The organism is Xanthomonas sp. NCPPB 3442, from assembly GCF_056725145.1.
The window spans coordinates 4671120-4695995 of record NZ_CM161514.1; the positions used below are offsets into that span (position 1 = coordinate 4671120).

Genomic DNA, 24876 nt, shown 5'->3' on the forward strand with positions numbered 1-24876 from the left:
ACCTCATTGCCTGGAGCCCTTCATGCGTAAAGACACCCAGTGGCATCGCGCCCGCGTCGTCAGCATTGCCGACGCCTGCCCGGGCGTGCGCGAAATCGTGCTCGATCCCGGCACCGCTGCGCGCAGCTTCGAGGTGGGCAGCCATGTGGATTTTCGTGTGCAGCTGCATGGTCGCGACGATGTGCGCTCGTATTCGCTGGTGGGCGAACCGCGTGCCGACGGGTACTACCAGATCGCAGTGCGGCAAATGCCCGACAGCCGTGGCGGCTCGCTGCATATGTGGACGCTTGCCCCGGGCGATGTGGTGGAGATGTCGCCGCCCAGCAACAACTTCGCGCTGGATGAAAGCGGCGAGGAAATCCTGCTGATTGCCGGCGGTATCGGCATCACCCCGATCGTCGGCATGGCGCAGCGGCTGGCGCGTGGCCACCGCGCGTTCCGTCTGCTGTACGCCGGCCGCTCGCGCAGCGCAATGGCGTATGTCGACACGCTGGAAGCACTGCTAGGCGAACGTTTGCAACTGCAATGCGACGACAGCGCCGGCCCGCCGGATCTGGCTGCCGAACTGGCGCGCCTGTCGCCCAATGCCGAGGTGTATGTGTGCGGGCCGCTGGGCATGCTCGAAGCGGTACGCCAGCACTGGCACGCCGCCGGACGGCCACGCGCGCGCCTGCACTTCGAAACCTTCGGCAATAGCGGGCGGGTGCCGGCGCAGGCGTTCGTGGTGAAATTGCCGGGGCTGGGCCTGGAAGTGCCGGTCGCTGAAAACGAATCGATGCTGGACGCACTGGCCGACGCCGGGGTGGAGCTGATCGCCGAGTGCCGCCGTGGCGAATGCGGTTTGTGTGCAGTGGACGTGCTGGACAGCTCCGCCGATATCGATCACCGCGACGTGTTCTTCAGCGACGAGCAGCGCCGGGAGAATCGCAAGCTCTGTGCCTGCGTGTCGCGTGCGGTGGGCGGCAGCATCAGCATCGACACCGGCTATCGCAGCGAGCTGGGCTGAGCCGGCATCCGGCCGGCTGCGCATCGTCCGGCGGTTGCGGTCGATACCGGCTTCAGCGAGCAACGCGTTTGCGGCGCCCGCGTTTCATCGGCACGACCCACTGCGTGTCCACGCGTTGCTGCCCACCTTCTCGTTGGCGCTTCAGCGCGCACACACCGAAGGCGGCGATTTTACGAGCCCTGGCCGAGCTTGCCGGGTAATCGTATGCGTCCAGAGCCGTGAAGCCTCAGCGCAGCGCGTCCGGCATGTCGCCACGCGTGCACCGCTTCAGGCCGATGTTCGCCGGCAAGCCCTATCGCGCTCAGCGTGCACCCCGCCGTGTTTGCATCCTCACGCGTATGCGCGATCATCTGCGCATGGAGTCGACTCACTACAGGACGGTCCCGGCGCCGGCGTTGAACCCGCGCCAGGAGCAATTGGTGGCGCTGGTGCGGCAGCAGGGCTTTGCCGAGGTCGAAGGTTTGGCCACACGCTTTGAGGTGACGCCGCAGACCATCCGCCGCGATCTGACCTTGCTCTGCGATGCCGGCGTGCTGCGCCGCTATCACGGCGGCGTCAGCATGCCCTCCAGCGTGGAGAATCTGGCCTACACCGCACGCAAGGCGCTGCAGGCCCGCGAAAAGCAGCACATCGCCGCACGTGTGGCGCGTTTCATTCCCGACGATGCCTCGCTGTTCATCAACTTGGGTACCACCAACGAAGAAGTCGCACGCGCGTTGCTGCAGCACCGCGGGCTGCGCGTGATCACCAACAACCTCAACGTGGCGGTGATGCTCAGCGCCAACCCCAGTTTCGAGGTGATCGTGGCCGGCGGTGTGGTGCGCGGGCGCGACCAAGGCGTGACCGGCGAGGCGACGGTGGAGCTGATCCGCCAGTTCAAGGTGGACTTCGGGGTGATCGGCATTTCCGGTATCGATCTGGACGGCACCCTGCTGGATTTCGATTACCAGGAAGTGCGCGTGGCGCAGGCCATCATCGAGCACTCGCGGCACGTGCTGCTGGCCGCCGATCACAGCAAGTTCGGTCGCAACGCCATGGTGCGGCTGGGCGCTCTCGCCCAGGTGCACGACTGGTTCACCGACCGGCCGCCGCCGCAGGAGTTGGCAAGCGTCCTGGCCGAGGCCGGTACCCGGGTGCACTTGGCGGACGCGGACGCAACCGCCTGAGTTCGATGTTCGTTTTTGAGCGTTTTTACGCGATAGCCGCCGAAGACCATCGGGCCTGATAGGGACGCCATCTCTTAATCCGCTCTTACATAGCCGATTCGCGCTTACGTCACTGCTGATACTAAAGCTGTCCATCTTCACGCCCCCGCAAGGTTCGATGTTCGAATATGTTCGAACATGACAACTTGGGTTCGCTCATCAGCGCGCCCGGACGGAGGCACCGATGGGCGAGATGTACGATCTTCTGGTAATCGGCGGCGGCATCAACGGGGTCGGCATTGCCCGTGATGCGGCCGGGCGCGGTCTGTCGGTGTGCCTGTGCGAGCAGGACGACCTGGCCGCGCATACCAGCAGCGCCAGTACCAAACTCATTCACGGCGGCCTGCGCTATCTGGAGCAGTACGAATTCGCGCTGGTCGGCAAGGCACTGGCCGAGCGCGAAGTGTTGCTGCGGCTGGCCCCGCACATCATCTGGCCGTTGCGCTTCCTGCTGCCCCACCAACCGCACCTGCGCCCGGCATGGATGATCCGCGCCGGGCTGTTCCTGTACGACCATCTGGGCGGCAGCAAGCGCAGCCTGCCACGCTCGCGGCGGCTGTCGCTGCGGACGCACCCGGTCGGTGCGCCGCTGCAGGAATCGCTGCGCACCGGCTTCGTGTATTCGGACGCCTGGGTGCAGGACGCGCGGCTGGTGGTGCTCAACGCGATGGACGCCGCCAGGCGCGGCGCCAAGATCCACACGCGCACGCGCTGTGTCGGTGCCTGGCGCGATGCCGGCTTCTGGTATGCCGAGCTCGAAGACCGCGAGGGCCGCCGCCGCACGGTGCAGGCGCGCGCGCTCGCCAATGCGGCCGGCCCCTGGGCAGTGGCGTTCCTGGACACCGTGGCCTCGGTGCCGCACGAACACGCATTGCGGCTGGTCAAGGGCAGCCATATCGTGGTGCCCAAGCTGTTCGATCACGACCATGCTTACATCTTCCAGCAACCGGACCGGCGCATCGTGTTCGCCATCCCCTACGAGCACGACTTCACCTTGATCGGCACCACCGACGTGGACTACGAAGCCGACCCCGCCGCGCCGAAGATCGATGCTGCCGAGGTGCAGTACCTGTGCGATGCGGTGAACCTGTATTTCCAGCAGCAGATCTCCCCCGCCGATGTGGTGTGGAATTACAGCGGCGTGCGCCCGTTGCTGGACGACGCCGAAGACAACGCAGCCGAAGTGACCCGCGACTACCAGCTGGAAGTGGTCACCGAGGGTGCGCCATTGCTCAACGTGTTCGGCGGCAAGCTGACCACCTATCGCAAGCTCGCCGAAGAGGCAGTGGACCGGCTCACCCACGCGCTGGGCGCACGCAAGCCGGCGTGGACCGCACGTGGGGAGGCATTACCAGGCGGCGAGCAGCGCGATATCGCCAGCCTGCTGGAACGCGTCGGCCGCGCGCGCCCCTGGCTGCCGGCGGCGACTGCGCAGCGGCTGGTGCGCAACTACGGCACCTGCGCCGAACAACTGCTTGGCGATGCGCAGAGCCTGGCTGATCTGGGCACGCACTTCGGTGCGGACCTGTACCAGGCCGAGGTGGATTACCTGCGTCAACACGAATGGGCGGTGGCTGCCGACGATATCCTGTGGCGGCGCAGCAAGCTCGGCCTGCGGATCGATGCGGCCGGGCGGCAGCGCCTGGAAGACTATCTGCAGACGCAGTCGATCCGGCAACGCGATGCCGTTTCTGCTTGAACACACCGCGTTGCCGGCGAGGACGGGTCGCCCGGCAACGTATTCCGGCGCTTCAGCCAGCGTCACCCAAGTCACGTGGAGGGCACCCCAGATGAGCATCACCGACCACCGCTGCGCGCGAGCAAGCGCGCTGCACGCTGTTTTCTGCATCTTCGACCTTGCGGGCATGCACGCATGAGCCGGCAACTCGTAGGTGAGTTGATCTCCGAGGCGGTCGCGATGTTCATCATCATCGCGCTCGGCGATTCGGTGGCGGCAATGTACATCCTGTACGACCCCAGCCCTTATCAAAACGCCTATTGGGGCGTGTGTATCGCCTGGGGCCTGGCGGTGACACTGGCGATCTACGTGACCGGCTCGGTGTCCGGCACGCACGCCAATCCGGCGGTCACGCTGGCGCTGGCGCTATTCCGCGGTTTTTCCTGGAAGAAGGTATTGCCCTACTGGTTTGCGCAGGTGGTCGGCGCATTCCTGGGCGCGGCCATCGTCTATCAGTTGTACGGGCCGGTGATCGATCACTTCAACCAGGTGCAGCAGCTCACCCGCGAAGCCGGCGGCGCAGCCGGGGTGTTCTTCACCGCACCGGGGCTGGCGGTCACGCCGATGCATGCACTGGTCGACCAGATCATCATCACGGCGTTCCTGATCTTCGGCATCTTCGCCATCACCGAGCAGTTCAACGAGGCCGCACCCACTGCCAACTCCGGCGCGTTGATGATCGGCTTGCTGGTCGCCACGCTGGGCGCGTCGATGGGCTATCTGGAGGCCTGGGCGATGAACCCGGCGCGCGACTTCGGCCCGCGCCTGTTCGCGTATTTCGCCGGCTGGGGCGAGGCCGCGTTGCCGGCCAAGGACAACTATTGGTGGATCCCGATCGTTGGCCCGTTGATCGGCGGGCCGATCGGCGCGCTGGCCTATCAGTGGCTGATCCTGCCATTCCTGCCGGCGCGGGTGCGCCATCTGCAGGGCGGCAGCAAACCGCTCGATCCACTGTGATGGTGCTGCGCCAAGCCAACAATCACGCTGACGACGCGTGAGGTTACCTGTGGCCAAGCCCTGATGGCCACGCGGCGTCATCGCCTGCACCGACCTTTCTCGCCGTGCGCCAATGCCGGCATTGTTCGAGGAATCTTCGATGGAAAAGCAGTACGTCCTTGCGATCGATCAAGGCACCACCAGCTCACGCGCGATGTTGTTCGACCGCCAGGGCAAGGTGGCCGGCGTGGCGCAGCGCGAATTCGGCCAGATCTTTCCGCAGCCGGGTTGGGTGGAACACAACCCGCGCGAGATCATGACCAGCGTCTATACCACCATCACCGAACTGCTCAACAACGCGCAGATCGATGCGCGCGCGATCGCCGGGATCGGCATCACCAACCAGCGCGAGACCGCGGTGGTGTGGGACAAGGCCACCGGCCAGCCGATCTACAACGCCATCGTGTGGCAATCGCGGCAGACCAAGGACATCTGCACCCAGCTCAAGGAGGCCGGGCATGAGCAGATGGTGCGCGAGAAGACCGGCCTGCTGATCGATGCGTATTTTTCCGGGACCAAGGTCAAGTGGATTCTCGACCACGTCGAAGGCGCGCGCGAACGCGCGCAGAAAGGCGAACTGGCGTTCGGCACCATCGACAGTTGGCTGATCTGGAATCTCACCGGCGGCAAGGTGCACGTCACCGACTACACCAATGCCTCGCGCACCATGATGTTCAACATCCACACGCTTGAGTGGGATGCTGAACTGCTGGCCATGTTGGACGTGCCCGCGCAGATGCTGCCGGACGTGCGTTCGTCCAGCGAGGTCTATGGCATGACCCAGACCCAGTACTTCTATGGCGAACAGGTGCCCATCGCCGGCATCGCCGGCGACCAGCAGGCCGCGTTGTTCGGCCAGGCCTGCTTCGAACCGGGCATGGCGAAAAACACCTATGGCACCGGCTGTTTCATGCTGATGAATACCGGCGACAAGGCGGTGGCGTCCAAGGCCGGTTTGCTGACCACGATTGCCTGGGGCATTGACGGCAAGGTCGAATACGCGCTGGAAGGCGCGATCTTCGTTGCCGGCTCGGTGGTGCAGTGGCTGCGCGATGGCTTGCGCATGCTGGGCAAGGCCAGCGACTCGCAAGCCTATGCCGAGCGTGCCGGCGACAACGATGGCGTGTACATCGTGCCGGCCTTCGTCGGCCTGGGCGCGCCGTACTGGCGCAGCGACATCCGCGGCGCGGTGTTCGGGCTGACGCGTGGTACCACCAAGGAACACTTCGTGCGTGCAGCAGTCGAATCGATGGCCTACCAGACCCGCGACGTGCTCACCGCGATGCAAAGCGATTCCGGCATCGAGCTGAAAGAACTGCGTGCCGACGGCGGTGCCATCGCCAACGACTTCATGGCGCAGTTCCAGAGTGACATTCTCAATGTGCCGGTACTCCGCCCGGAAGTTGCGGAAACCACTGCGCTGGGTGCGGCGTATCTGGCAGGGCTTGCAACTGGATTCTGGGGCAGCCGCGAAGAAATCGCCAAACAGTGGGCCGTGGATCGTCGCTTCGAGCCGGCCATGGCCGACGACAAGCGCCAAGCGCTCTACGCCGGCTGGCAGCAAGCAGTGGAAGCGACGATGGGATTTCGCATCAGCTGACACTGGGGCCGCCAACACGGCAGCGCCCACCGTGAGGTGGGCGCTGTGATGAGCTCATCTTCGAGCGTCGAGGACACACGCAGGGCCACGCAACGCAGCCTGGTGTGCAGCGGTGGTTACTGGCCGCCGGTGCTGGCACGTCCGGCGATGGTGTCCGGGTCCCAATGTTCCTTGATCAGGCCCTTCTCGATCCGGAACATGTCGAACCAGGTGGTGGTGTACGTGGTGCCGGGCTTATTGGGGTTGGGTAAGGTGCGCACCGACACCAGGGTGACCAGATCGCCATCGGCGGTGATGGCGACCAAGGGCAATCGCACCCGCGGCTGCACCGGCGTCGGCTTCACGAATGCAGTCAGGAAGGCGATAAACGCATCGCGCCCATTGGCCACGTTCGGATTGTGCTGGATGTAGTTCTTGTCCATGTACATCGGCGCGTATTGCACCTGGCCAGCTTCGAACACGGTGCGCCAGAAGTCGTAGACCAGCCGCTTGTTTGCAGTTTCATACCAGGTGCTGCCGAGCAGCATCTTCTGATGATCGGGATTGGCCGTTACCGCGGTCTGCGCAAACGCAGCCAATGGCGCGATGAGCATGACCAGCAGCAAGGCACGGGAGAGCAATTTCTTCATGGAGTACTCCTGGGTGGAGAGTGGCAGTGCGCTCATCGGGGATGCCAGCAACGTGTCCGTTGAGCGGGGGAAGACGCGCGTGCGCACAGCTGCATTAACGCGTCATCGCCACCCTAACGGTGCCGTTCACCGGCCCGCTAGCCGCCTGAGCATGCACCTGGGCACTTGTGCAACCGTTGGTGAGGAAAACATCACCATGTGGTGAGCGCCAGCGTGCTGCTGCACCGTGTACAGAATGGACCCGGGGTGTGGCGGTCGAGCAGGCGATGACCGCAATGGAAGCAATGCATGTGCGCTGACGCGCATCATTCAAGCCGGTTTGGGGAAGCGCTGTTGTGCGCACGCATCGCACTTGCGCAGCCAAGGCGACATCGAGCCAGGATATCCACCTAGAAATCCGCTCCGCGGCGTCTGCTATTACGCAATCACGAATGCGCCATCAGTCCGATAGCGCGGCCAACGGGAGACCTGCATAATTTTCCGCCAGCGTCGCGCGGCCCGCCTCGCTACCGAGCAGATAGTCCAGCTCCGCTCCGTGCAGCCGCGCAGTGAATGCGTCTTCGTCATCGAAGCGGTGCAACAGGGTGGTCATCCACCACGAGAACCGCTCGGCCTTCCACACACGCTGCAAGGCCAAGGTCGAATACTGTTCCAGCACACCGGCATCGCCGCTTGTCTTCCAACGCTCGAACAGCTGCGCCAACAAGCCGACATCGCCAAGCGCCAAGTTCAGGCCCTTGGCGCCGGTGGGCGGCACGATATGTGCAGCATCGCCAGCCAGGAACAAGCGGCCATACTGCATCGGCTCGGCGACGAAACTGCGCAGCGGTGCGATGCTCTTCTCGATCGATGTGCCGGTGACCAGTTGCGCCGCCAACGCAGGCGGGAGCCGTGCACGCAACTCGTCCCAGAACGCCTGATCGCTCCAGGCCTCCACCTGCGCGCTGGCCGGCACCTGGATGTAATAGCGCGTACGGGTGGGCGAGCGCATCGAACATAGTGCAAACCCGCGCCGGTGACGTGCGTAGACCAGTTCTTCGTGCACGGGTGGCGTATCGGCCAGCACCCCGAGCCAACCGAACGGGTATACGCGCTCGAACAGGCGCAGCCGCTCGGCGGGGATGCTGGCACGGCTGACGCCGTGATACCCATCGCAGCCGACGATGTAATCGCAGTCAAGACGCCTGCGCTGGCCGTCCTGCGTGAACTCCACTGCAGGCGTGGGGCCTTCCACATCGCACAGGGCCACGTCCTGCGCGTTGTAATGCGTGGGTGCCCCGCTGCGCTGGCGCGCATGCATCAGATCGGCGGTGACCTCGGTCTGCCCATAAACGGTGACGCCGCGGCCGCAGCCGCGCAGCAGATCGATACGCTCGCGCTGACCGTCCAGGGACAATTCGAAGCCGTGATGCAGCAAGCCTTCGCGCTGCAACCGCTCGCCGACGCCGGCGCGCTGCAGCAGTTCCACACTGCCCTGCTCCAATACCCCGGCGCGGATGCGCGCCAGCACATGCTGGGGCGTCTGCCGCTCGACGATGACGCAATCGATGCCGGCGAGCCGCAACAGTTCGCCCAGCAACAGGCCCGATGGTCCGGCGCCGATGATCGCAACCTGCGTTCGCATGCACTGCTCCTGGCCTGGATGGCGATGCGTGCAGTGTCGGTAGCCAAAGCGCTGCGTTGAAGGGATGATTGCGTGCAGTCCTTGGACTTTTCGACGATGGCCACATCCGTGCCCGACACTGCCGCAGTCCCTGCCTTCGGCTTGTACGGCGAGCAACACGCCGATGCCGCCGAATTGCTGCATTGGGAATCGATTGCCGCACGCAGCCGGCTGCACGACTGGCAGATCGTGCCGCACCGACACGAGGATTTGGCGCAACTGGTCTATGTGCAGCGCGGACCGGCCACCCTGCAGCTGGATGGGCGCACCCAACGCCTGCGCGGTGCCAGCGTGGTGTGGCTTCCGCCGCTCTGCGTGCATGGCTTTGCCTTCGACCCGGCAGTGCGTGGCCACGTCATCACCATGTGCATGCCGCTGGTCAGGACGGCGCTGAACGCTGCGCCGTTACTGCAACAGGTCATGGCCGCGCCAGCCGTTGTGCACGCCCAGCATGCGCGCAAATGGCTGGATGTGTTGTTTGGCAGCATTGCGCAGGACCACGCACGCCGGTCGATCGGCGATGACCTCGCAGCGCAGGCCGCAGCGGCGCAGCTGGTCATCTGGATGGCGCGTACGGCACTGGAGCGGGCCCGGCATGCCGCAGCGATCAGCCCGCAGGCAGACCCGGCACTGCGCCATCTGCGCGCCTATCAAGGCTTGATCGACCAGCACTACCGCGCCCACTGGCCGATTTCCCGCTACGCCGATCAACTCGGGTTGACGCCCGGTCACCTCAACGCGCTGTGCCAGCGCCTGGCTGGCGCCTCCGCACTGCAGTTGTTGCAGCGCAGGATCATGCTGGAAGCACGCCGCACCCTGCGTTACACCAGCCTGAGCGTGCAACAGATTGCCGCCAGCCTTGGATTTTTCGACGCCGCCTATTTCAGTCGCTACTTCGCACGGCACGCCGGTTGCTCGCCGACGCGCTTTCGGGCCGGTCAGTAGGAGCGACCAGCAGAACGACTCACTCACTCGCTGCGCGCGTAGCAGGGAGAACGATCTGCAGACCAGCTGCAGGGTCCTTGCCCGCCCACCATCGCAGGACACGCTGCACGTGGCGAGGGCACCGCGCGCTCGACCAGTGAAGCCTTTGCCTGCATCCAGAACTGATGCAACGCCGCACCAAAAAATCCAAGGCAATGGCCGGGCACGTGACCGCCATCCATACAGCGATGGAGAGGCCGAGCCAGCCGCCCCATCCCCAAGCCATTGCCATCAGAACGGATACTGCGGCACTTCGCTCTTGATCGTCAGCCATTGCCAGTGCGTGTACTGCTCCCAATCGGCGGGGCCGCCGACGCTGGTGCCGTTGCCCGACGCACCGGTGCCGCCGAATGGATTGACGACTTCGTCGGCCACCGTCTGGTCGTTGATATGCAGCAGGCCGGTGTGCAACTTCTCGCCCAGGGCCAGCGCGCGCGAGACCGATGCCGACAGGATGCCGGCCGCCAGCCCGTACTCGCCCTGGTTGGCCAACTCGGCAGCGTCGTCGTCGGTGTCGAACACGGTGATGTTGATCACCGGGCCGAACACTTCTTCGTCGAACGCGCGCATGCCAGGACGCACGTTGGACAATACGGTCGGCGCATAGAACAGGCCTTCATGGGTGGCGCCGGCCTCCACGACCGCGCCGGCTGCAACGCTATCGTTGACGATGTCGACGACGCGCTGCAGCTGGCGTTGATCGATAATCGGGCCCAATGCCACGGTGCCGCTGACCGGGTCGCCTACCGGCAAATGGCGCGCTTTTTCGGCCAGCCGTTGGGTCAGTGCCTGCGCCACGCTGCGGTGCACCAGCACACGCCCGGTCGCCATGCAGATCTGGCCCTGGTGCATGTAGGCGCCGAACGCGACCGCCGAGGCAGCCTTGTCCAGATCCGCGTCGTCGAGCACGATCACTGCGTTGTTGCCACCCAGTTCCAGCGAGACTTTCTTCAGATGGCGGCCGGCAATTTCGCCGATGCGGCGGCCGGCGGCCGTGGAGCCGGTGAACGCAATCATCGGGACATCCGGCGATTCCACCAGCGCCTGGCCAATCTGCGCATCGCCATGCAACACGTGCAGCAGGCCCTTGGGCAGGCCGGCTTCTTCGAGCACCTGCGCGATGATCACGCCACCGGTGTAGGGCGTGCGCGGGTCGGGTTTGAGAATGACCGCATTGCCCATCGCCAGCGCCGGCGCCACCGAGCGCAGCGACAGAATCAATGGGAAATTGAACGGCGAAATCACCCCGATCACGCCCAATGGCAGGCGGCGCGCAAGGCTGAGTTGGCCGGATGCGGTCGGCAACATCTGGCCGCTGGCCTGCAACGGCATTGCGGCAGCCTGCTGGTAGAACACCACCGATTCGTCCACCTCGCGCTGGGCCTTGGGCAGGATGCCGCCGGTTTCGCGCGCAATCAGCAACGTGGCTTCGGCACTGCGTGCCTGCATCGCCTGCGCAGCACGATGAAAGACGGCTGCGCGTTCGCGCGGCGGTGTCGCGGCCCAGGCACGCTGCGCCTGCTTGGCCTGTGCGATGGCAGCGGCGACATCGGCCAGGTCGGCCTTGCCCACTTCATGCAGCAAGGCGCCGGTTGCCGGCTCATGGATGGGCACGCTGCCACCGCGACCGGGCACCCAGTCGCCATTGAAGATGCAGCCATGCCACGCGGGCGTCTCGGTCGCAGCGGCGGTTGCGCTGGTAAGGGCATTCATGGTCTAGCCTCCTGCTAAAAACGTGTGGGGATTACAGCGTGGTGGAAGCCAGCCCGCCATCGATCGGCAGGGTGATGCCGTTGATCCAGCGGGCTGCGTCGGATGCCAGAAACACGATGCCCTCGGCCACTTCATCGGCATAGGCCGGGCGGGTCATGCGCTTGGCGTCTGCCTTGACGCGTTCCTCGCCGAGCATGGCAGCAAAATCGCCCAGGATCGGGGTGAACACCGGGCCCGGAGAGACGTTGTTCACGCGCACGCCGTGGTCGGCGAACCAGGGCCGCGATTGCAGCAAGGTCCACACGATCAAGGCCTCTTTGAAGTATTGGTAGCAGGTGTCGTGCGCCACCGGATGCGCCGCCAGCCACGCGCGGCCGCTTTCGAAGCTGTCGGTTGCCGCCAGCTGCTTGTGCAGGTCCAGACGCTGCGGCCATTCGGCGCCCAGGATCGAGGCGACATTGATGATGGAACCGCCCGGCACGATGCGTGGCAGCAACCCCTGGGTCAGATGGCGCAAGCCCAGATAGTTCACCCGCGCCACCACATCCAGCGGCGCGGTGCCCGGCACGCCGGCAATGTTCGCCAGGGCATCGATGTGGTCCGGCAACGCCTTCACCAGGGCATCGATGGATGCCGGGTCGCCGAGATCGGCCTGGTGAAAGCCGTGCAGGGTCATCTGCACGGGCGTGCGATCGACCCCGATCACCTTGGCACCATGAAACCGCGCCAGCCGTGCGACCTCCGCGCCAATGCCCGACGCCACGCCGGTCACCACGATCGTCTTGTTCTGCAAATTCATCGCCATCCTCCAAAGGAGCCAGCCGTGCCGGCGCTAGAACACATGGACATACTCGAAATTGACATTGTTGCCGGACGCGGCATTGCGTACCTCCACCGGTAGATAGACGTTGGCGAACAGGATGTTGTTTGCATCAAAGCGCCACACGCCACCCGGCCCTGCATAGAACGCGCGTTGACGGCTGTCCGGCACGCGCTGGTCGTTGGTGCGGTTGTCGCGGAACTGGGTCAGGTAATACGCATTGATGCCCAGCCGCAGCTTCGGTGCCACTTCCCAGGAGGTGGCGAAATTGATCCATCCCGCATCGCCTGCCTGACCATTGCGGAAGTCGAAGCCTGGTTGCAAGTTCGGACGGCGCTCGCTGCGAAAGTTATAGATGTAGTTGATGCGTGCGCTAAGTTCCCAATTGGGCGTGGGCAGTACCGTGAATGCGTAGCTTGGAATGAGCGACCAGTAACCGGAACTCTGGTTGAGATCGCGATTGCCGTCGTACTTGCCAATCGGTGCCACGGCGTCGAATTCGAACCGCTGCGAGAACACCGGTCGCCCGTTGCGTATCAAAGGTGGCATTTGCAGATACGGCCCGAACGTCACATCACCCACGCCAGCGCCATTGTCACGCAGCGTGGCAATGCTGTTGCGGCCGAAGGAGGCATCCAGATTGACCAGCGGCACCAGCGCAGTGATGCCGAGCGCGCCGCCGAATACGTGATAGGGCGTGACGTAGGCGAACTGGGTCAGCAACACGGTGGAATCGATCCGCGGGTTGTCGAACACCGGGATATCGTTGCCACGTGCGTCCTTGATGGCATCCAGCGCGTTGTGCCGCAGATAGGTGACCACCGCCAAGCCGGGCGTGGTGCTGGTAAAGCCATCCAGGAAACTGGTGCCCCCGGTATTGATGCCATTGGTCAGCGCCGCGCTCTGTGGCGCATTTTGCGCAGGCGCCGCACCCGCTGCCAGGCATGCCGCCAGGCCGAGCAACGCGCGCAGCCGCCAGCCTGCTGCCACACCCGCACCACGCATCACCGATGATCGAATCACTGCAGATATCTCCAGCGTTGGGAAGCAACAGCGGTGCGTGTCACATCAGCGACGGCAGGCAAGCGCGCGCCCCGCGCGACGCACAGCACGTGCCGTGGAAACGTTCGTTGGGAATGGCTGCCGGGCGGCAGGCCGCCGACCGAGGCGGGTTACGGCGTGTCCAGACGGTCCAGACGGTCCAGGGCGCGCAACAACGGTGCTTCGCTGGAACCGAGCACGGCACTGAGTTGCTGTTCCATGCGCAGCACTTCGGCCTCGGCGGCGGCCAGGAGCGCGGCACCGGCCGCGGTCAGCGAGAGGTGCTGCATGCGCCGGTCCTGCCGCCCACGCACCTGCCGCAGCAGGCGACGCTTGACCAGCCTGGCCACCACGATCGCCAGATTCGGCGGCGACACGTGCAGCACATCGCCGATCTGGCGCTGGTTGATGCCAGGGTTGCCATCCACCAGCATCAGCAGCGAGAAGTCGACCGGCTTGAGGTCGAAGGCGGCCACGCACTCCTGGAACATCCGCCGCACCATCAACTCGGTGCGGGTGATGCGATACCCCAGCAACCGCAGCAGCCGCGCCTGATCCACCGTGGTGACGGCATCGGGCAAGGGTGCAGCAAGAGCGGTGACGGGCATGGCGGTTCTCGCGACGGGGGCAGCGGGCGGACCGGTACGCGCAATGCGCCGCATCCGCAACGCCGATCCACGGCGTGCACCGCATTGTAGACGCCACCGGGCCTGCCGATGTGGACAGGCACGCCGCGGGTGCGTCAGCCCCGACGCCCCGCCACGCACGCAGCCTGCAGCGGCGGGCCAGCGCTGCGGCTGACGGGGGGCGACGGTGATCCGGGCAAGGCTGAGACATGGTTCCGGCCGGCAAGTGATTGCGTTCCGGAATAGTTATTGATCATAACTACATTGCCAAGCTGCAGCGCAGCATGGTCGCGTTCGCTAGCGGGGTGGCGCTTCTGTGCAAGGAGTGTCGCGGTGATCGGCGCGCATGACGCACCGCGCGCATTGCCGCGGCGGCTGCCGATTCAACGCCTGTATAGCCCGTCTAGGGCAGCCAGAGCTTTTCCAGATCGCGGAAGCCCCATTCGGCAGGGCTTTCCATCTGCGCAATGCGGTCATGGCAGTCCGGACGCGACAGGTCGATGTCCTGCACCAACACGTGGCTGCGCAACTTGGCCGAATAGAACACGCGCACCTTGGGCTTGAGCAGCGCATCGGGCGTCTGTTCGATCACCACCGCAAGTTTTTGCGACTCCAGCCGCACCAGCGAGCCGACCGGATAAATCCCCAGCCGGCGCACGAAAGCCTGGAACACCACCGGGTCGAAATGGCCCTTCCAGGACGCCATTTGCTTGAGCGATTCGGCCGGATCCCAACCGCGTTTGTAAGGGCGGTCCGAGCTGATGGCGTCGTAGACATCGCAGACCGCACCCATGCGCGACATCAACGAAATATTCTCGCCCACCAATTGATTCGGATAGCCGCTGCCATCCATCTTTTCGTGGTGATGCAGCGCGATTTCCAGCACCACCGCGTTCTGCACGCCGCCGGCCACCAGCAGCCGATGGCCATCCAGCGGATGCTGGCGCATGATCTCCATTTCGTCGTTGGTGAGCCGGCCGGGCTTGTTGAGAATTTCCAACGGTGTCACCGCCTTGCCCATGTCGTGCAGCAGGCCGCCCATCGCTGCTTCCACCACCTGCGATTCGGGCAGGCCGAGCTGGCGCGCCAAACCGCTCATCAGCCCGGCCACGGCCATCGAATGCAGATAGGTGTAGTCGTCGGCGGTCTTGAGCCGCGCCACGCTGATCAAGGCCTGCGGATGCCGCAGCACCGAGTCGTTGATGGCTTCCACCAGCGGCATGGCCGCTTCTGTGTCGACGGTGCGCCCCAGCCGCACATCGCGGAACATCGCCTCGACCATGTCGCGGCCGTCTTCGAAGATGCGGCGTGCGCGTACCACCTCCGCTTCGATGCCGACCTGGGCGGTCACGCTGTTGGTGCGCACGCTACGCGGCGCGGCGGCAGGCTCCGGCGGTTCGGGCGCAGCAGGCGCCGGGCTCGGCGGCGCGGCTGGTTCGGCGGACACGCCAGGGGGCGCGGGCGCCTCCACATCCAGCCCGCGCGCGGTATCGATCACCAACTGCTCGATGCGGCTGTCATGGATCTTCTCCACATCGTCGGAATCGACCAGAAACGACGTCTTCCAGAACGGATGGTGCACCCACGCGCCCAGCAGCTTGTAGACGTACATGCCGGGGCGGAGTTGATCTGAGTCGATGGTTCTGAGCATGCCGGCGCTGGTCTGCACAATGTCCAGGAAAAGTTCGCCACGACTTGGCGGTCTGCGGTGTTATCGGCACATGGCACGATTTCTTTGGCCCGCGGCCAGGTCGAGAACGGCCCGGATGTGATGCCGGACGCGGCTGTGGGCGGGCCGCTCAGCGGTTGGGCAACCGCATTGCCAGCACGGCGAGGATGGCAAACAGCAACGGCACGCTGCAGGCCAGATACAACATGGCCGGTGACCATCCGGCGTCCAGCAACACCCCGGCGCAGAACGGCGACAAAATCGCACCCAAGCGCCCCATCCCGATCGCCCAGCCCAGCGCAGTCGAGCGCACCGCAGCGTTGAAGACGATCGGGACAATGGCGTACATGCCGCCCACCGCAGCAAACATCGCTGCCCCGGTAAGCAAGGCGACGGCGAAGGCCCAGCTCAACTGCGTACTGCACAGGCCGGAGGCCAGCATCGCCAGGCCCATCAGCAACAGGGACCCGATCGTCAGGCGCGAGAGCCGCACGCACGATGCCAACCCGCTGAACAGCAAGCCGCCGCCGATGCCACCAAGATTCAACAGCACCCCGCCCGTGACGCCGTCCGTGGCCGACGCGCCGGCGGTCACCAGCAGCTTCGGCGTCCAGCTGATCACGAAGTAGAACGCAAACATCAGCGAGAAAAAGCCAAGCGCGATCAGCAGCGTGTGCCGCCGCATGGCAGCGTCAAACAGGGCCCGATAGCCTTGTGCCTGCGTGGCAGATTGCGGCGGCAGCGGCGGCAATGCGTCGTGCGGCGGCATTCCCATCCGCGCCAGCACGGCGTTGAAGCGCGCGACGGCATCGGGTGGCCGGCGCATGATCAGGAACTCCAGCGACTCGGGCAGGAATGCAAGCACCAACGGCACGCACAGCAACGATGCCACCGCCCCGAGTACGAACACCGCGGGCCACGACCATTGCTGCATCAATAGTTCGGCAATCATGCCACCCAACGTGGCACCGACCGGGTAGCCGGTCACCTGCAGCACGATGGCAGTGTTGCGCCAACGGGGGCTGGAAAACTCCCCTGCCGTGACCGCAACGCAGGCCAACATACCGCCGATACCCAGACCGGTCAGCAGCCGCAGCGCCCCGAGCTGCCACGCAGTGCTGGCCACTGCCGACATGCCCATGCCGACGGTCAGGATGGCCAGACATGCCAGCGTCAGCGCGCGACGGCCGATGCGGTCGGCCAGCGGCGCCAACCCCAGTGCGCCAAGCGCCATGCCGATCAGGCCCGCGCTGAACAGCATGCCCAGCAGCTTGCCCGACAGCTGCCAGTCTGCCGACACGTGCGGTGCGGTGAACGCCATCGCCATCACGTCGAAGCCGTCGAGCATCGTCAGCAACACGCACACCGCAACGGCTCTCCACTGAAACGGCGTCATGCGCTCCAGCACGAAATGCCCAAACGATGCAGTGTGCTGAGGCATTGGCATGTCCTGTGGTGAGAGAGGGTTGAGGCGAAGGCACTGCAGTGGCCGTTGAACGGCGCAGTGTGCGAGACCGGCTACACCGCGGTGCAGCGATGCGTGCAATCGCCGATGCGCAGTGGCTTGCGACCGCCTGCACACGCTAGCCCATTGCACTGCCGGTTCAAGGCCGATGACCGCAACGCTGTGCGCTTATCGGAAATGCGCCAACACACTTGGCCAGCGCTGCGATGTCTCCGGATGCACCGCGTGACGTGCTGCCCGCGGCTTTGGAATCTCTGGCGACGCGACACACTCCATTGCACGTCGGCCCACCCGGCCACCTCTGCCAGCCACCTCGCACACATTGCATCCGTGCGTTGGTGACTGCAGCCCGGTGCGCTGCCGCAGCGGCAACCGCAGCGCAGGTATCATCCGCAGCGTGTCCGCAGTGGGCGGCACGCTGACCTGACGGAGATGCCGTGACCCCGATTCGCTCCTTTTTGCACCACACCCCGCAACTGGGCGCCCGCGTTTACGTGGATCCTGCCTGCACCATCATCGGCGAGGTGAGCCTGGGCGATGACGTCTCGGTCTGGCCGGGCACCGTGATTCGCGGCGACGTCAATCATGTGCAGATCGGCGCGCGCACCAACGTGCAGGACGGCACCATCATCCACGTCAGTCACCACAGCCCGTTCAACAAGGCCGGCTACCCCACCGTGATCGGCGAGGACGTCACCGTCGGCCACGGCACCATCCTGCATGCCTGCACCATCGAAGACCTGTGCCTGATCGGCATGGGCGCCTGCGTGCTGGATGGCGCAACGGTCAAACGGTATGGCTTTGTGGGTGCCGGCGCAGTGGTGGGCCCGGGCAAGGTGGTGGGCGAAGCCGAGTTGTGGCTGGGCAATCCTGCACGCCTGGCGCGCACGCTCAGCGACAAGGAAATCGAAAGCCTGCATTACTCCGCGCAACATTACGTGCGGCTCAAGGATCAGTACCTGGGCGCCTCACCCGCCGGCTGAGCCGCAGCACCGGCGCACCTGTCTGGCGCGGGCGCGACGGTACCAGGTGCGCGCGGCTACGGCTGCGTGGCGTGCTCCAGTGCCGTCAACATCGCCAGCGCCTGGGCGCGCGATTCACCGCACATGTCCTGGGACGGGCGCAGGCTGGTGCAGACCGCCGGCCGCGTCGGCAGGCCGAACAGGCGGCAGCGGCCCTGCCCGTCCAGTTGCACGCACGGCACCCCCGCCGGCTTGCCGTGCGGCATGCCGGGAATCGCCGAACTGATGGATGGGGCGATACAGCAGGCCGCGCAGCCAGCGCGGCAGGGGATGTCCATGTGCATGCCGCAGTGTAAACCGCCGCCACCTCCCGGCAGCGGCGGCGCTGCCGGCTAGCGGGGCGGAATGTAGCTGGACAGACGTACGTCGAAGAATGCCTGTACGGCGGCGAGATTGGCCTTGGCCTGGATGTCCGCACCCACGTCGCGGCTCATGCCCAGCACGTCGTCGTCCGGCCACCCGGGGCCGAAGCACCATTGCGTGCTGGGAATGTTGTAGGCCTGCAGATGCGCCAGCATGCGCGTGGTGGCGATCTCCGCGCTGCGATTGCCTGCCGGATAGCCGTGCTCGCCCAGGTAACCGCGCTTGCCGGCCTGCTGCAGCGCTTCGATAAACGGGCTGACCATGTTGATGCCGGTATCCGGCTGGATCACCTCGTTGCGCCCACCGGGGCCAATCCAGTTGCCGCCCCCGCTGCCGTTGTTGTCGAGATAGTTGTGCGCCTCGTACACGATACGATCGTACGGGTCCGGGATGTCGAACAGGTCCATCGAATCGTCCTGCCAGCGCCGGGCGCTGGCATAGCCGTTGCCGCACACGAACACGAAATGGTTTCGATCGCGGTCGATGATGGCCTTGGAGCAGGCGGTGGCGGTCTTCTGCCAATGTGCGGCCATCGACAGTACGCTGCCATCGGCGTTGCGCTCGGCGCCCTGGTACGGCTCGTTCATGACGCCCCAGCCGAACACCGCCGGGTGCTGCTTGAACCGGTTGACGAGACGCGCCCACAGATCCGGCAAGCCGGCGTCGTTGTAGAGCGTGCACCCCGGCGTGCCGATCACCCGGTATTCGTAGAGCTTGAGCAGTTGGTCGCGACTGTCCAGATAGCCCACGTAATTGAAGTTGCGCAGCGGGTAGGTGTCGGCCCACAACCCGGCCGCCGCCAGGTCGCCGACACGGTTGCCACGCGCATCGACCACTGCACCGCTGGCATCGCGCCGATAACCGCTTTTGGCCGCCACCCGCTGCGGCAGCCGCATGTAATCGTGCAACTCCACGATGGCGCGCTTGCCGCGCGCAGCAATGTTGTCCAGCGCGTCCTGCACCTGCCTGCAGTAGCTCTCGTTCAACGGCGCGCCCTGTCCACGCGTGAAGCGCGCGGCAGTGGTCGGCAGACGGAAGAGCGGGCAGCTCCCCGCCGCGGCCACATGCTGGGCAGTGATGGCGCGGTAATGCGTGCCGATCTCGGCGTTCTCCACATAGCTATTGGAGGCCAGACCGGACAGGTTGAGGCCAGCGAACGGCAGGCTGGCGCTTTGCGCGGCCGCATGGCCTGCCCAACCGGTGGTGGCCACGACCGCAGCGCCGGCCGCGCCTTGCAGCACGCGACGGCGGCTGATGCCGCCGGCGACCGGTGGCGTGGTGGAGTGAGATGATGCCGCTGGTACGCGGCGTGGAGAGGGATGGTCGGACATGGGGCGCCTCCTGCGGTGCCGTTGGAAAGATCCTCGCCGGCGCAGCTCCCCTCGGCCGCAGCGGTCCGGTTCGATGGTGGCCGCGCCCCAGCGCCCGGATCTGCGCGCCGGTTCGCACTCCTGCCACTGCATGCCCGGACGCATACGTTTACATCGCATTACATGACAGGCAAAGGCGCCGCGCACGTGCAGCCTCGCAAGGCAATGGTGTACGTGCGGTCACTGCACGGCATGCCGGCAGCGCCCGCCGCTGCACTGCAGGTGCACGTCGGCGTGCGTGCTACCGTGCGGACCCTGCGCGTGCGGCGACGGTTGCAGCAGCAACAGTCACGACGCGCTCTAATTGCCAGCCACCGCTCGCCAATCAGCCGTCGAATTCGCCATGCCCGAGTACCGTTCCAAAACCTCTACCCACGGCCGCAACATGGCCGGCGCCCGCGCCCTGTGGCGTGCCACCGGCATGCGCGATGGCGACTTCCACAAGCCCATCATCGCCATCGCCAACTCGTTCACGCAGTTCGTGCCCGGGCATGTGCATCTGAAGGATCTTGGTCAGCTGGTCGCGCGCGAGATCGAACGCGTCGGCGGCGTGGCCAAGGAGTTCGACACCATCGCCGTGGATGACGGCATCGCGATGGGCCACGACGGCATGCTGTATTCGTTGCCCAGCCGCGAGATCATCGCCGATTCGGTCGAATACATGGTCAATGCGCATTGCGCCGACGCGCTGGTGTGCATTTCCAATTGCGACAAGATCACCCCCGGCATGTTGATGGCCGCGCTACGGCTCAACATCCCCACCGTGTTCGTTTCCGGCGGCCCGATGGAAGCCGGCAAGACCAAGCTGGCCGAGCACAAGCTCGACCTGATCGACGCGATGGTGATCGCCGCCGACGACACCGCCTCCGACGAAAAGGTGGCAGAGTTCGAGCGCAGCGCCTGCCCCACCTGCGGCTCGTGCTCGGGCATGTTCACCGCCAACTCGATGAACTGCCTGACCGAAGCGCTGGGCCTGTCGCTGCCCGGCAACGGCACGGTTGTGGCCACGCACGCCGACCGCGAACAACTGTTCCTGCGCGCCGGACGCGTGGCGGTGGAACTGTGTCACCGCTGGTACGGCGGCGAAGATCCCACTGCCCTGCCGCGCGGCATCGCTACCTTCGAAGCCTTCGAAAATGCGATGACGCTGGATATCGCCATGGGTGGCTCGACCAACACCATCCTGCATCTGCTCGCTGCCGCACAAGAGGGCGAGGTTGCATTCGGCATGCACGATATCGACCGCCTGTCCAAGCGCGTGCCGCAGCTGTGCAAGGTCGCGCCGAATACGCCCAAGTACCACATCGAAGACGTGCATCGCGCCGGCGGCATCATGGCCATTCTCGGCGAGCTGGCACGTGGTGGCCTGCTGCATACCAACGCCGCCACCGTGCACGCACGCACGCTGGCCGAGGCCATCGCGCAATGGGATGTCACCCAGACCGACGATGAAACAGTACACACGTTCTACAAAGCCGGCCCGGCCGGCATTCCCACGCAGATCGCCTTCAGCCAGGCCACGCGCTGGGACAGCCTGGATACCGACCGCAGCGACGGCTGCATCCGCGATGTCGCACACGCGTTCTCGCAGGAAGGCGGCCTGGCCGTGCTGTACGGCAATATCGCCCGCGACGGCTGCGTGGTGAAAACTGCAGGCGTGGACGAATCCATCCACGTATTCGAAGGCACGGCCCGCGTGTTCGAGAGCCAGGATGCGGCAGTCAAGGGCATCCTTGCCGATGAGGTGGTCGCAGGCGATGTGGTGGTCATCCGCTACGAGGGCCCCAAGGGCGGCCCCGGCATGCAGGAAATGCTCTACCCCACCAGCTATCTCAAATCCAAGGGCCTGGGCAAACAATGCGCCCTGCTCACCGACGGCCGCTTCTCCGGCGGCACCTCGGGGTTATCGATCGGCCACGCATCGCCGGAAGCCGCCGCAGGCGGCGCGATTGGCCTGGTGCGCGACGGCGACAGGATCCTGATCGACATTCCCAATCGTTCGATCAATCTGCTGATCTCCGACGAGGAACTTGCGCTGCGTCGTGCCGAGCAGGACGCCAAGGGCTGGAAGCCGGTGGAGGCGCGCCCACGCAAGGTCACCACCGCGTTGAAGGCGTATGCGCTGCTGGCTACGAGCGCAGACAAAGGCGCGGTGCGCGACAAGGCGATGCTGGACGGCTGAGGCGCGCAAGCAGCGCTTATCTCCCAGCCAGCGGCTGACGATCGAGCGGGCTGCGCACCGCCGACGCGCCTCGCCCCAGCATATGGGTGTAGAGTTGGGTGGTCGCCACGTCCTTGTGACCCAGCAGCTCCTGCACGGTGCGGATGTCGTACCCGGCTCGATCAGATGGGTTGCAAAAGCATGCCGCAGCGTGTGGCAGCTGGCCGGCTTGTCCAGCCCTGCCTGCCGACAGGCCGCCTTCACCGCACGCTGCAAACCCTTCTCATCCACATGATGGCGGCGAACTGCACCCCCTCATCTGTAGCCAGGACCGCCTACGCAGTCCTACAGCGGAGCAAGTGTTCGCCACTTGGCCAGGCGTCGAGACCTCATCCGCAGGCCTCAACAACGATGCAGAGAACCCGGTGACGCCTGAGCTCCTGCAATGGGCTGACCTCGTCTTCGTCATGGCGGGCACATCGCTCCAAGTTGTCGGCCAAGTTCAAGCCGAGCCTCGCCAAGGCCAAGGTCATCTGTCTGGAGATCCCAGACGAGTACGAGTACATGGATCCAGAGCTAGTCCGTTTGCTAAAGGCCAAGGTGCCAAGGCATTTGCCGTCGTACTGAGTGCTGCGTAGGCTGCAACCTAACTATTCGTTCAAGCCGACGCCGCTTCGCGGCGCGGCTTAACTCAGGTGTTAGGGCCCACAGGAGAGCTGATCGTATGCGTCGCTACTTGCTTCTCGCTGCGGCGGTATTCGTTCCCGTTGCGGCAGCCCAGAGCTCCGGGGAATACGTGCGCATGAGCCGCGCGTCCTGGTCTGCTTTTGAGTGTTCCGCGTACGCCGACGTGCTGGAAAAGTCGTCGGAACACGAACGCCTGTTCCGCTACGGGTACGAACAAGGAAAGGCATTCATTGAGGCAGCTCGGGCGGGTCACGTGAAGGAAGCAGATCTCCAATCAATCTCGCCCAGTGGCTTCCTCATGCTGGCAAAGGGCCCAACCGCTGATTTCGCGCTAGGCCGGGTATTCGAAGGTGCACTCGAGAACGCCCTCAAGGATGTGTATACGCCGGAGAACATCCTCGAAAAGGATTTGCAGAAATCCGTGGCGTCCCGCAAGTACGTTGCGGCGAACTGCGAGTTTTTGGGGCGTGGGCCCGACGTCCCCCCGCTCTGAGTAGCGGCCGGGTTTAGAGTCCGGAGTTGATGATATCGGTGTTGGCCAGCTGTTGGGCATACGCAGATGGCGTCATGCCGCCAATGGCCTTCTTGGGTCGCTCCTCGTTGTATTCGCGTCGCCAGCGTTCGATCTCGGTACGCGCATGCAGCAGGGTTGGGAACCAGTGCTCGTTGAGGCATTCGTCGCGCAGCCGGCCATTGAACGATTCGACGTAGGCGTTCTGGTTTGGCTTGCCAGGCTGGATCAGCCGTAACTGCACGCCACGCGCATGTGCCCAGGCCACCATCGCTTTGCCGCAAAACTCCTTGCCGTTATCTGTGCGGATCACCTGTGGCAAGCCGCGACTGTGCGCCAGCCGATCCAGCACGCGTGTCACGCCATGGCCCGAGATTGCGCGCTCCACCTCGATGGCGATCGCTTCGTGGGTTGCATCGTCCACGATCACCAGACACTTGATCACTCGGCCTTCGGCGCTGCGGTCGAACACGAAATCCATCGACCACACCTGATTGGCCTGCGATGGCCGCAGCAGCGGCTGACGCTCTCCTATCAGCACCTTTTTGCGCTTGCGGCGCCGGACCTGCAGCTGCTGCTCGCGGTACAACCGCTCCACACGCTTGTAGTTCACGATGCGTCCTTCCTGTCGTAATTTGAGATAGATCATCCCCACACCATAACGGCGATGGCGATGCGCCAACGCACAGATGCGTTCGCGCAGTTCGACGTTGCGATCTTCGCGCGGGCAATATCGCAGCGCACTGGCGCTCATGCCGATCACTGCCAACGCACGACGCTCGCTGGCACCACGCCCGATCCACTCGCGCACCAGCATGCGACGCGCCGGTGCGCTCACCACTTTTTTCGCAGTGCATCCTTGATCAGGTCGTTCTCGAACAGCTGCTCGGCCAGCAACTTCTTCAGCCGCGCGTTCTCGGACTCAAGGTCCTTGAGCCGCTTGGCATCGGGCACGCTCATCCCGCCGAACTTGCTGCGCCACAGATAATAGGAAGCCTCGCTGAAGCCATGCCGCCGGCACAGGTCCTTGATCGCCACACCGGCATCAGCTTCGCGCAGGAAGCCGATGATCTGTTCTTCAGAAAAACGCTTCTTCACGTCCAATCTCCTCGAGTTAGGGAATTGGACTCCAAACTGAGGTGCTACTCAAAATCGGGGGGGCGTCGCCTTGATTGCAGATGCGCGACTTGAACACCCTTGCTAGCGACAGGCCTGCACGACCGCTCGCTCAAGAGCCTGCATGAAATCCGGATCGCCACGCATCGTAGTATCGGCGCGGGCGCTGTCGCGCACATGGGTGGCGCGCATACACGCCTCCGGGCTCGGCTGGCGCTCGTAGCTGATCAGGCGTAAGCCCAGGTTTGACTCCTGGCCCGTGGCAGACGCCGTGTTCGGGCCAGCCTGCGTCGCCGCAACCGTTGCGGTCGGAGCCGGCCCGGCTTGCTTGTTCCAACGCTTCTGCTCGGCGCCGTCGGCGCACGGCGTGGACTGGTAAACGGTCCCCAGCTTTGCATCGCTGCACTTGTAGGCCGACTGCGCCGCTGCCGGTAACGACAACACGCACATCACCACCGCAAGACTTATTTTCATTTACGCCCCCCAAACGG

The 24876-nt window shown here is 64.9% G+C and carries 21 protein-coding genes and 3 pseudogenes; 11 read left to right on the forward strand and 13 right to left on the reverse strand.

The genetic code is table 11. The annotated features are described in order from the left end of the window. Positions 1-22: 22 nt before the first annotated feature. The 5 genes from AC1POX_RS20260 to glpK all read left to right on the forward strand — a co-directional run bounded on the left by AC1POX_RS20260 (position 23) and on the right by glpK (position 6545). The gene (locus AC1POX_RS20260) at positions 23-1006 is read left to right on the forward strand and encodes a PDR/VanB family oxidoreductase (RefSeq protein WP_008577963.1); all 984 of its coding nucleotides are present in this window, start codon (positions 23-25) and stop codon (positions 1004-1006) included. 338 nt (positions 1007-1344) lie between these two features. Further along, positions 1345-2172 (forward strand): DeoR/GlpR family DNA-binding transcription regulator, encoded by an 828-nt coding sequence (locus tag AC1POX_RS20265; RefSeq protein WP_014089105.1) that lies wholly within the window; start codon positions 1345-1347, stop codon positions 2170-2172. A gap of 223 nt (positions 2173-2395) precedes the next feature. Then, positions 2396-3910, forward strand: coding sequence for a glycerol-3-phosphate dehydrogenase (glpD, locus tag AC1POX_RS20270; RefSeq protein ID WP_218553248.1), 1515 nt, complete (start codon positions 2396-2398; stop codon positions 3908-3910). Between the two features lie 174 nt (positions 3911-4084). Beyond that, the gene (locus tag AC1POX_RS20275; RefSeq protein WP_008577967.1) at positions 4085-4906 is read left to right on the forward strand and encodes an MIP/aquaporin family protein; all 822 of its coding nucleotides are present in this window, start codon (positions 4085-4087) and stop codon (positions 4904-4906) included. Between the two features lie 139 nt (positions 4907-5045). Continuing rightward, positions 5046-6545: a glycerol kinase GlpK gene (gene glpK / locus AC1POX_RS20280; RefSeq protein WP_031420778.1), complete on the forward strand. Its 1500-nt coding sequence runs from the start codon at positions 5046-5048 to the stop codon at positions 6543-6545. A gap of 116 nt (positions 6546-6661) precedes the next feature. Here glpK and AC1POX_RS20285 read toward each other — a convergent pair whose 3' ends face one another. Together AC1POX_RS20285 and pobA are read right to left on the reverse strand one after the other, a co-directional pair. After that, positions 6662-7174, reverse strand: coding sequence for a nuclear transport factor 2 family protein (locus tag AC1POX_RS20285; protein WP_057682087.1), 513 nt, complete (start codon positions 7172-7174; stop codon positions 6662-6664). Between the two features lie 439 nt (positions 7175-7613). Continuing rightward, the gene (pobA, locus tag AC1POX_RS20290) at positions 7614-8798 is read right to left on the reverse strand and encodes a 4-hydroxybenzoate 3-monooxygenase (RefSeq protein ID WP_057682088.1); all 1185 of its coding nucleotides are present in this window, start codon (positions 8796-8798) and stop codon (positions 7614-7616) included. 96 nt (positions 8799-8894) lie between these two features. Here pobA and AC1POX_RS20295 point away from each other — a divergent pair, with 96 nt between their 5' ends. After that, a complete protein-coding gene (locus AC1POX_RS20295; RefSeq protein WP_014089100.1) occupies positions 8895-9782 on the forward strand; it encodes a helix-turn-helix domain-containing protein in 888 nt (295 codons plus the stop codon). Between the two features lie 270 nt (positions 9783-10052). Here AC1POX_RS20295 and AC1POX_RS20300 read toward each other — a convergent pair whose 3' ends face one another. The 6 genes from AC1POX_RS20300 to AC1POX_RS20325 form a co-directional block, all read right to left on the reverse strand. Next, complete coding sequence (locus AC1POX_RS20300; RefSeq protein ID WP_209242163.1) at positions 10053-11534, reverse strand: benzaldehyde dehydrogenase; 1482 nt, start codon at positions 11532-11534, stop codon at positions 10053-10055. 31 nt (positions 11535-11565) lie between these two features. Further along, a complete protein-coding gene (locus tag AC1POX_RS20305) occupies positions 11566-12333 on the reverse strand; it encodes a coniferyl-alcohol dehydrogenase (RefSeq protein WP_014089098.1) in 768 nt (255 codons plus the stop codon). Positions 12334-12366: 33 nt separating this feature from the next. Then, positions 12367-13359, reverse strand: a complete 993-nt coding sequence (locus tag AC1POX_RS20310; protein WP_372357201.1) for a SphA family protein — start codon at positions 13357-13359, stop codon at positions 12367-12369. Between the two features lie 167 nt (positions 13360-13526). Next, a complete protein-coding gene (locus AC1POX_RS20315; protein ID WP_014089096.1) occupies positions 13527-14057 on the reverse strand; it encodes a MarR family winged helix-turn-helix transcriptional regulator in 531 nt (176 codons plus the stop codon). A gap of 367 nt (positions 14058-14424) precedes the next feature. Continuing rightward, positions 14425-15672 (reverse strand): cyclic di-GMP phosphodiesterase, encoded by a 1248-nt coding sequence (locus AC1POX_RS20320; protein WP_057682098.1) that lies wholly within the window; start codon positions 15670-15672, stop codon positions 14425-14427. A gap of 148 nt (positions 15673-15820) precedes the next feature. Beyond that, positions 15821-17131, reverse strand: coding sequence for an MFS transporter (locus AC1POX_RS20325; protein WP_372356538.1), 1311 nt, complete (start codon positions 17129-17131; stop codon positions 15821-15823). Positions 17132-17371: 240 nt separating this feature from the next. On the opposite strand from AC1POX_RS20325, the pseudogene AC1POX_RS20330 reads away from it, so the two are divergent. Both AC1POX_RS20330 and AC1POX_RS20335 read left to right on the forward strand, forming a co-directional pair. Then, positions 17372-17596, forward strand: a pseudogene (locus AC1POX_RS20330) (hypothetical protein). Continuing rightward, positions 17593-18138, forward strand: a complete 546-nt coding sequence (locus AC1POX_RS20335; protein ID WP_008577979.1) for a gamma carbonic anhydrase family protein — start codon at positions 17593-17595, stop codon at positions 18136-18138. The pseudogene AC1POX_RS20330 and the gene AC1POX_RS20335 overlap by 4 nt, the downstream one beginning before the upstream one ends. A 56-nt stretch (positions 18139-18194) precedes the next feature. On the opposite strand, the gene AC1POX_RS20340 is transcribed toward AC1POX_RS20335, so the two are convergent. Together AC1POX_RS20340 and AC1POX_RS20345 are read right to left on the reverse strand one after the other, a co-directional pair. Then, the gene (locus AC1POX_RS20340) at positions 18195-18383 is read right to left on the reverse strand and encodes a hypothetical protein (RefSeq protein WP_029818374.1); all 189 of its coding nucleotides are present in this window, start codon (positions 18381-18383) and stop codon (positions 18195-18197) included. 126 nt (positions 18384-18509) lie between these two features. After that, the gene (locus tag AC1POX_RS20345; RefSeq protein ID WP_372356539.1) at positions 18510-19871 is read right to left on the reverse strand and encodes a glycoside hydrolase family 5 protein; all 1362 of its coding nucleotides are present in this window, start codon (positions 19869-19871) and stop codon (positions 18510-18512) included. A 382-nt stretch (positions 19872-20253) separates the two neighbouring features. Between AC1POX_RS20345 and ilvD the strand changes: the two genes are divergently transcribed. Further along, the gene (ilvD, locus tag AC1POX_RS20350) at positions 20254-22092 is read left to right on the forward strand and encodes a dihydroxy-acid dehydratase (RefSeq protein WP_372356540.1); all 1839 of its coding nucleotides are present in this window, start codon (positions 20254-20256) and stop codon (positions 22090-22092) included. 16 nt (positions 22093-22108) lie between these two features. Here ilvD and AC1POX_RS20355 read toward each other — a convergent pair. Continuing rightward, a pseudogene (locus AC1POX_RS20355) lies at positions 22109-22383 on the reverse strand (tyrosine-type recombinase/integrase); the annotation flags it as partial. Here AC1POX_RS20355 and AC1POX_RS20360 point away from each other — a divergent pair. After that, positions 22377-22698, forward strand: a pseudogene (locus AC1POX_RS20360) (low molecular weight protein tyrosine phosphatase family protein). The pseudogenes AC1POX_RS20355 and AC1POX_RS20360 sit on opposite strands and share 7 nt — an antisense overlap. Before the next feature lie 97 nt (positions 22699-22795). After that, positions 22796-23251 (forward strand): hypothetical protein, encoded by a 456-nt coding sequence (locus tag AC1POX_RS20365; protein WP_081216251.1) that lies wholly within the window; start codon positions 22796-22798, stop codon positions 23249-23251. A gap of 13 nt (positions 23252-23264) precedes the next feature. On the opposite strand, the gene AC1POX_RS20370 is transcribed toward AC1POX_RS20365, so the two are convergent. Further along, positions 23265-24367 (reverse strand): IS3 family transposase gene (locus AC1POX_RS20370; RefSeq protein ID WP_372356361.1). Its coding sequence is split into 2 segments (ribosomal slippage): positions 23265-24109 and positions 24109-24367, totalling 1104 coding nucleotides; the frame shifts between segments, so codons are not numbered across the junction. Between the two features lie 102 nt (positions 24368-24469). Next, positions 24470-24859, reverse strand: coding sequence for a DUF4124 domain-containing protein (locus AC1POX_RS20375; protein WP_136732978.1), 390 nt, complete (start codon positions 24857-24859; stop codon positions 24470-24472). Between the last annotated feature and the right edge of the window lie 17 nt (positions 24860-24876).

Bases quoted from the DNA above. Each gene is read 5' to 3' on its own strand.
- AC1POX_RS20275 (WP_008577967.1), top strand. From the start codon at position 4,085: ATGAGCCGGCAACTCGTAGGTGAGTTGATCTCCGAGGCGGTCGCGATG.
- glpD (WP_218553248.1), top strand. From the start codon at position 2,396: ATGGGCGAGATGTACGATCTTCTGGTAATCGGCGGCGGCATCAACGGG.
- AC1POX_RS20295 (WP_014089100.1), top strand. From the start codon at position 8,895: ATGGCCACATCCGTGCCCGACACTGCCGCAGTCCCTGCCTTCGGCTTG.
- AC1POX_RS20310 (WP_372357201.1), bottom strand. From the start codon at position 13,359: ATGCGTGGTGCGGGTGTGGCAGCAGGCTGGCGGCTGCGCGCGTTGCTC.
- AC1POX_RS20340 (WP_029818374.1), bottom strand. From the start codon at position 18,383: ATGCCGCACGGCAAGCCGGCGGGGGTGCCGTGCGTGCAACTGGACGGG.
- ilvD (WP_372356540.1), top strand. From the start codon at position 20,254: ATGCCCGAGTACCGTTCCAAAACCTCTACCCACGGCCGCAACATGGCC.
- AC1POX_RS20375 (WP_136732978.1), bottom strand. From the start codon at position 24,859: ATGAAAATAAGTCTTGCGGTGGTGATGTGCGTGTTGTCGTTACCGGCA.
- AC1POX_RS20285 (WP_057682087.1), bottom strand. From the start codon at position 7,174: ATGAAGAAATTGCTCTCCCGTGCCTTGCTGCTGGTCATGCTCATCGCG.
- glpK (WP_031420778.1), top strand. From the start codon at position 5,046: ATGGAAAAGCAGTACGTCCTTGCGATCGATCAAGGCACCACCAGCTCA.
- AC1POX_RS20325 (WP_372356538.1), bottom strand. From the start codon at position 17,131: ATGCCTCAGCACACTGCATCGTTTGGGCATTTCGTGCTGGAGCGCATG.
- AC1POX_RS20365 (WP_081216251.1), top strand. From the start codon at position 22,796: ATGCGTCGCTACTTGCTTCTCGCTGCGGCGGTATTCGTTCCCGTTGCG.
- AC1POX_RS20300 (WP_209242163.1), bottom strand. From the start codon at position 11,534: ATGAATGCCCTTACCAGCGCAACCGCCGCTGCGACCGAGACGCCCGCG.
- AC1POX_RS20320 (WP_057682098.1), bottom strand. From the start codon at position 15,672: ATGCTCAGAACCATCGACTCAGATCAACTCCGCCCCGGCATGTACGTC.
- AC1POX_RS20315 (WP_014089096.1), bottom strand. From the start codon at position 14,057: ATGCGGCGCATTGCGCGTACCGGTCCGCCCGCTGCCCCCGTCGCGAGA.
- pobA (WP_057682088.1), bottom strand. From the start codon at position 8,798: ATGCGAACGCAGGTTGCGATCATCGGCGCCGGACCATCGGGCCTGTTG.
- AC1POX_RS20345 (WP_372356539.1), bottom strand. From the start codon at position 19,871: ATGTCCGACCATCCCTCTCCACGCCGCGTACCAGCGGCATCATCTCAC.
- AC1POX_RS20265 (WP_014089105.1), top strand. From the start codon at position 1,345: ATGCGCGATCATCTGCGCATGGAGTCGACTCACTACAGGACGGTCCCG.
- AC1POX_RS20260 (WP_008577963.1), top strand. From the start codon at position 23: ATGCGTAAAGACACCCAGTGGCATCGCGCCCGCGTCGTCAGCATTGCC.
- AC1POX_RS20305 (WP_014089098.1), bottom strand. From the start codon at position 12,333: ATGAATTTGCAGAACAAGACGATCGTGGTGACCGGCGTGGCGTCGGGC.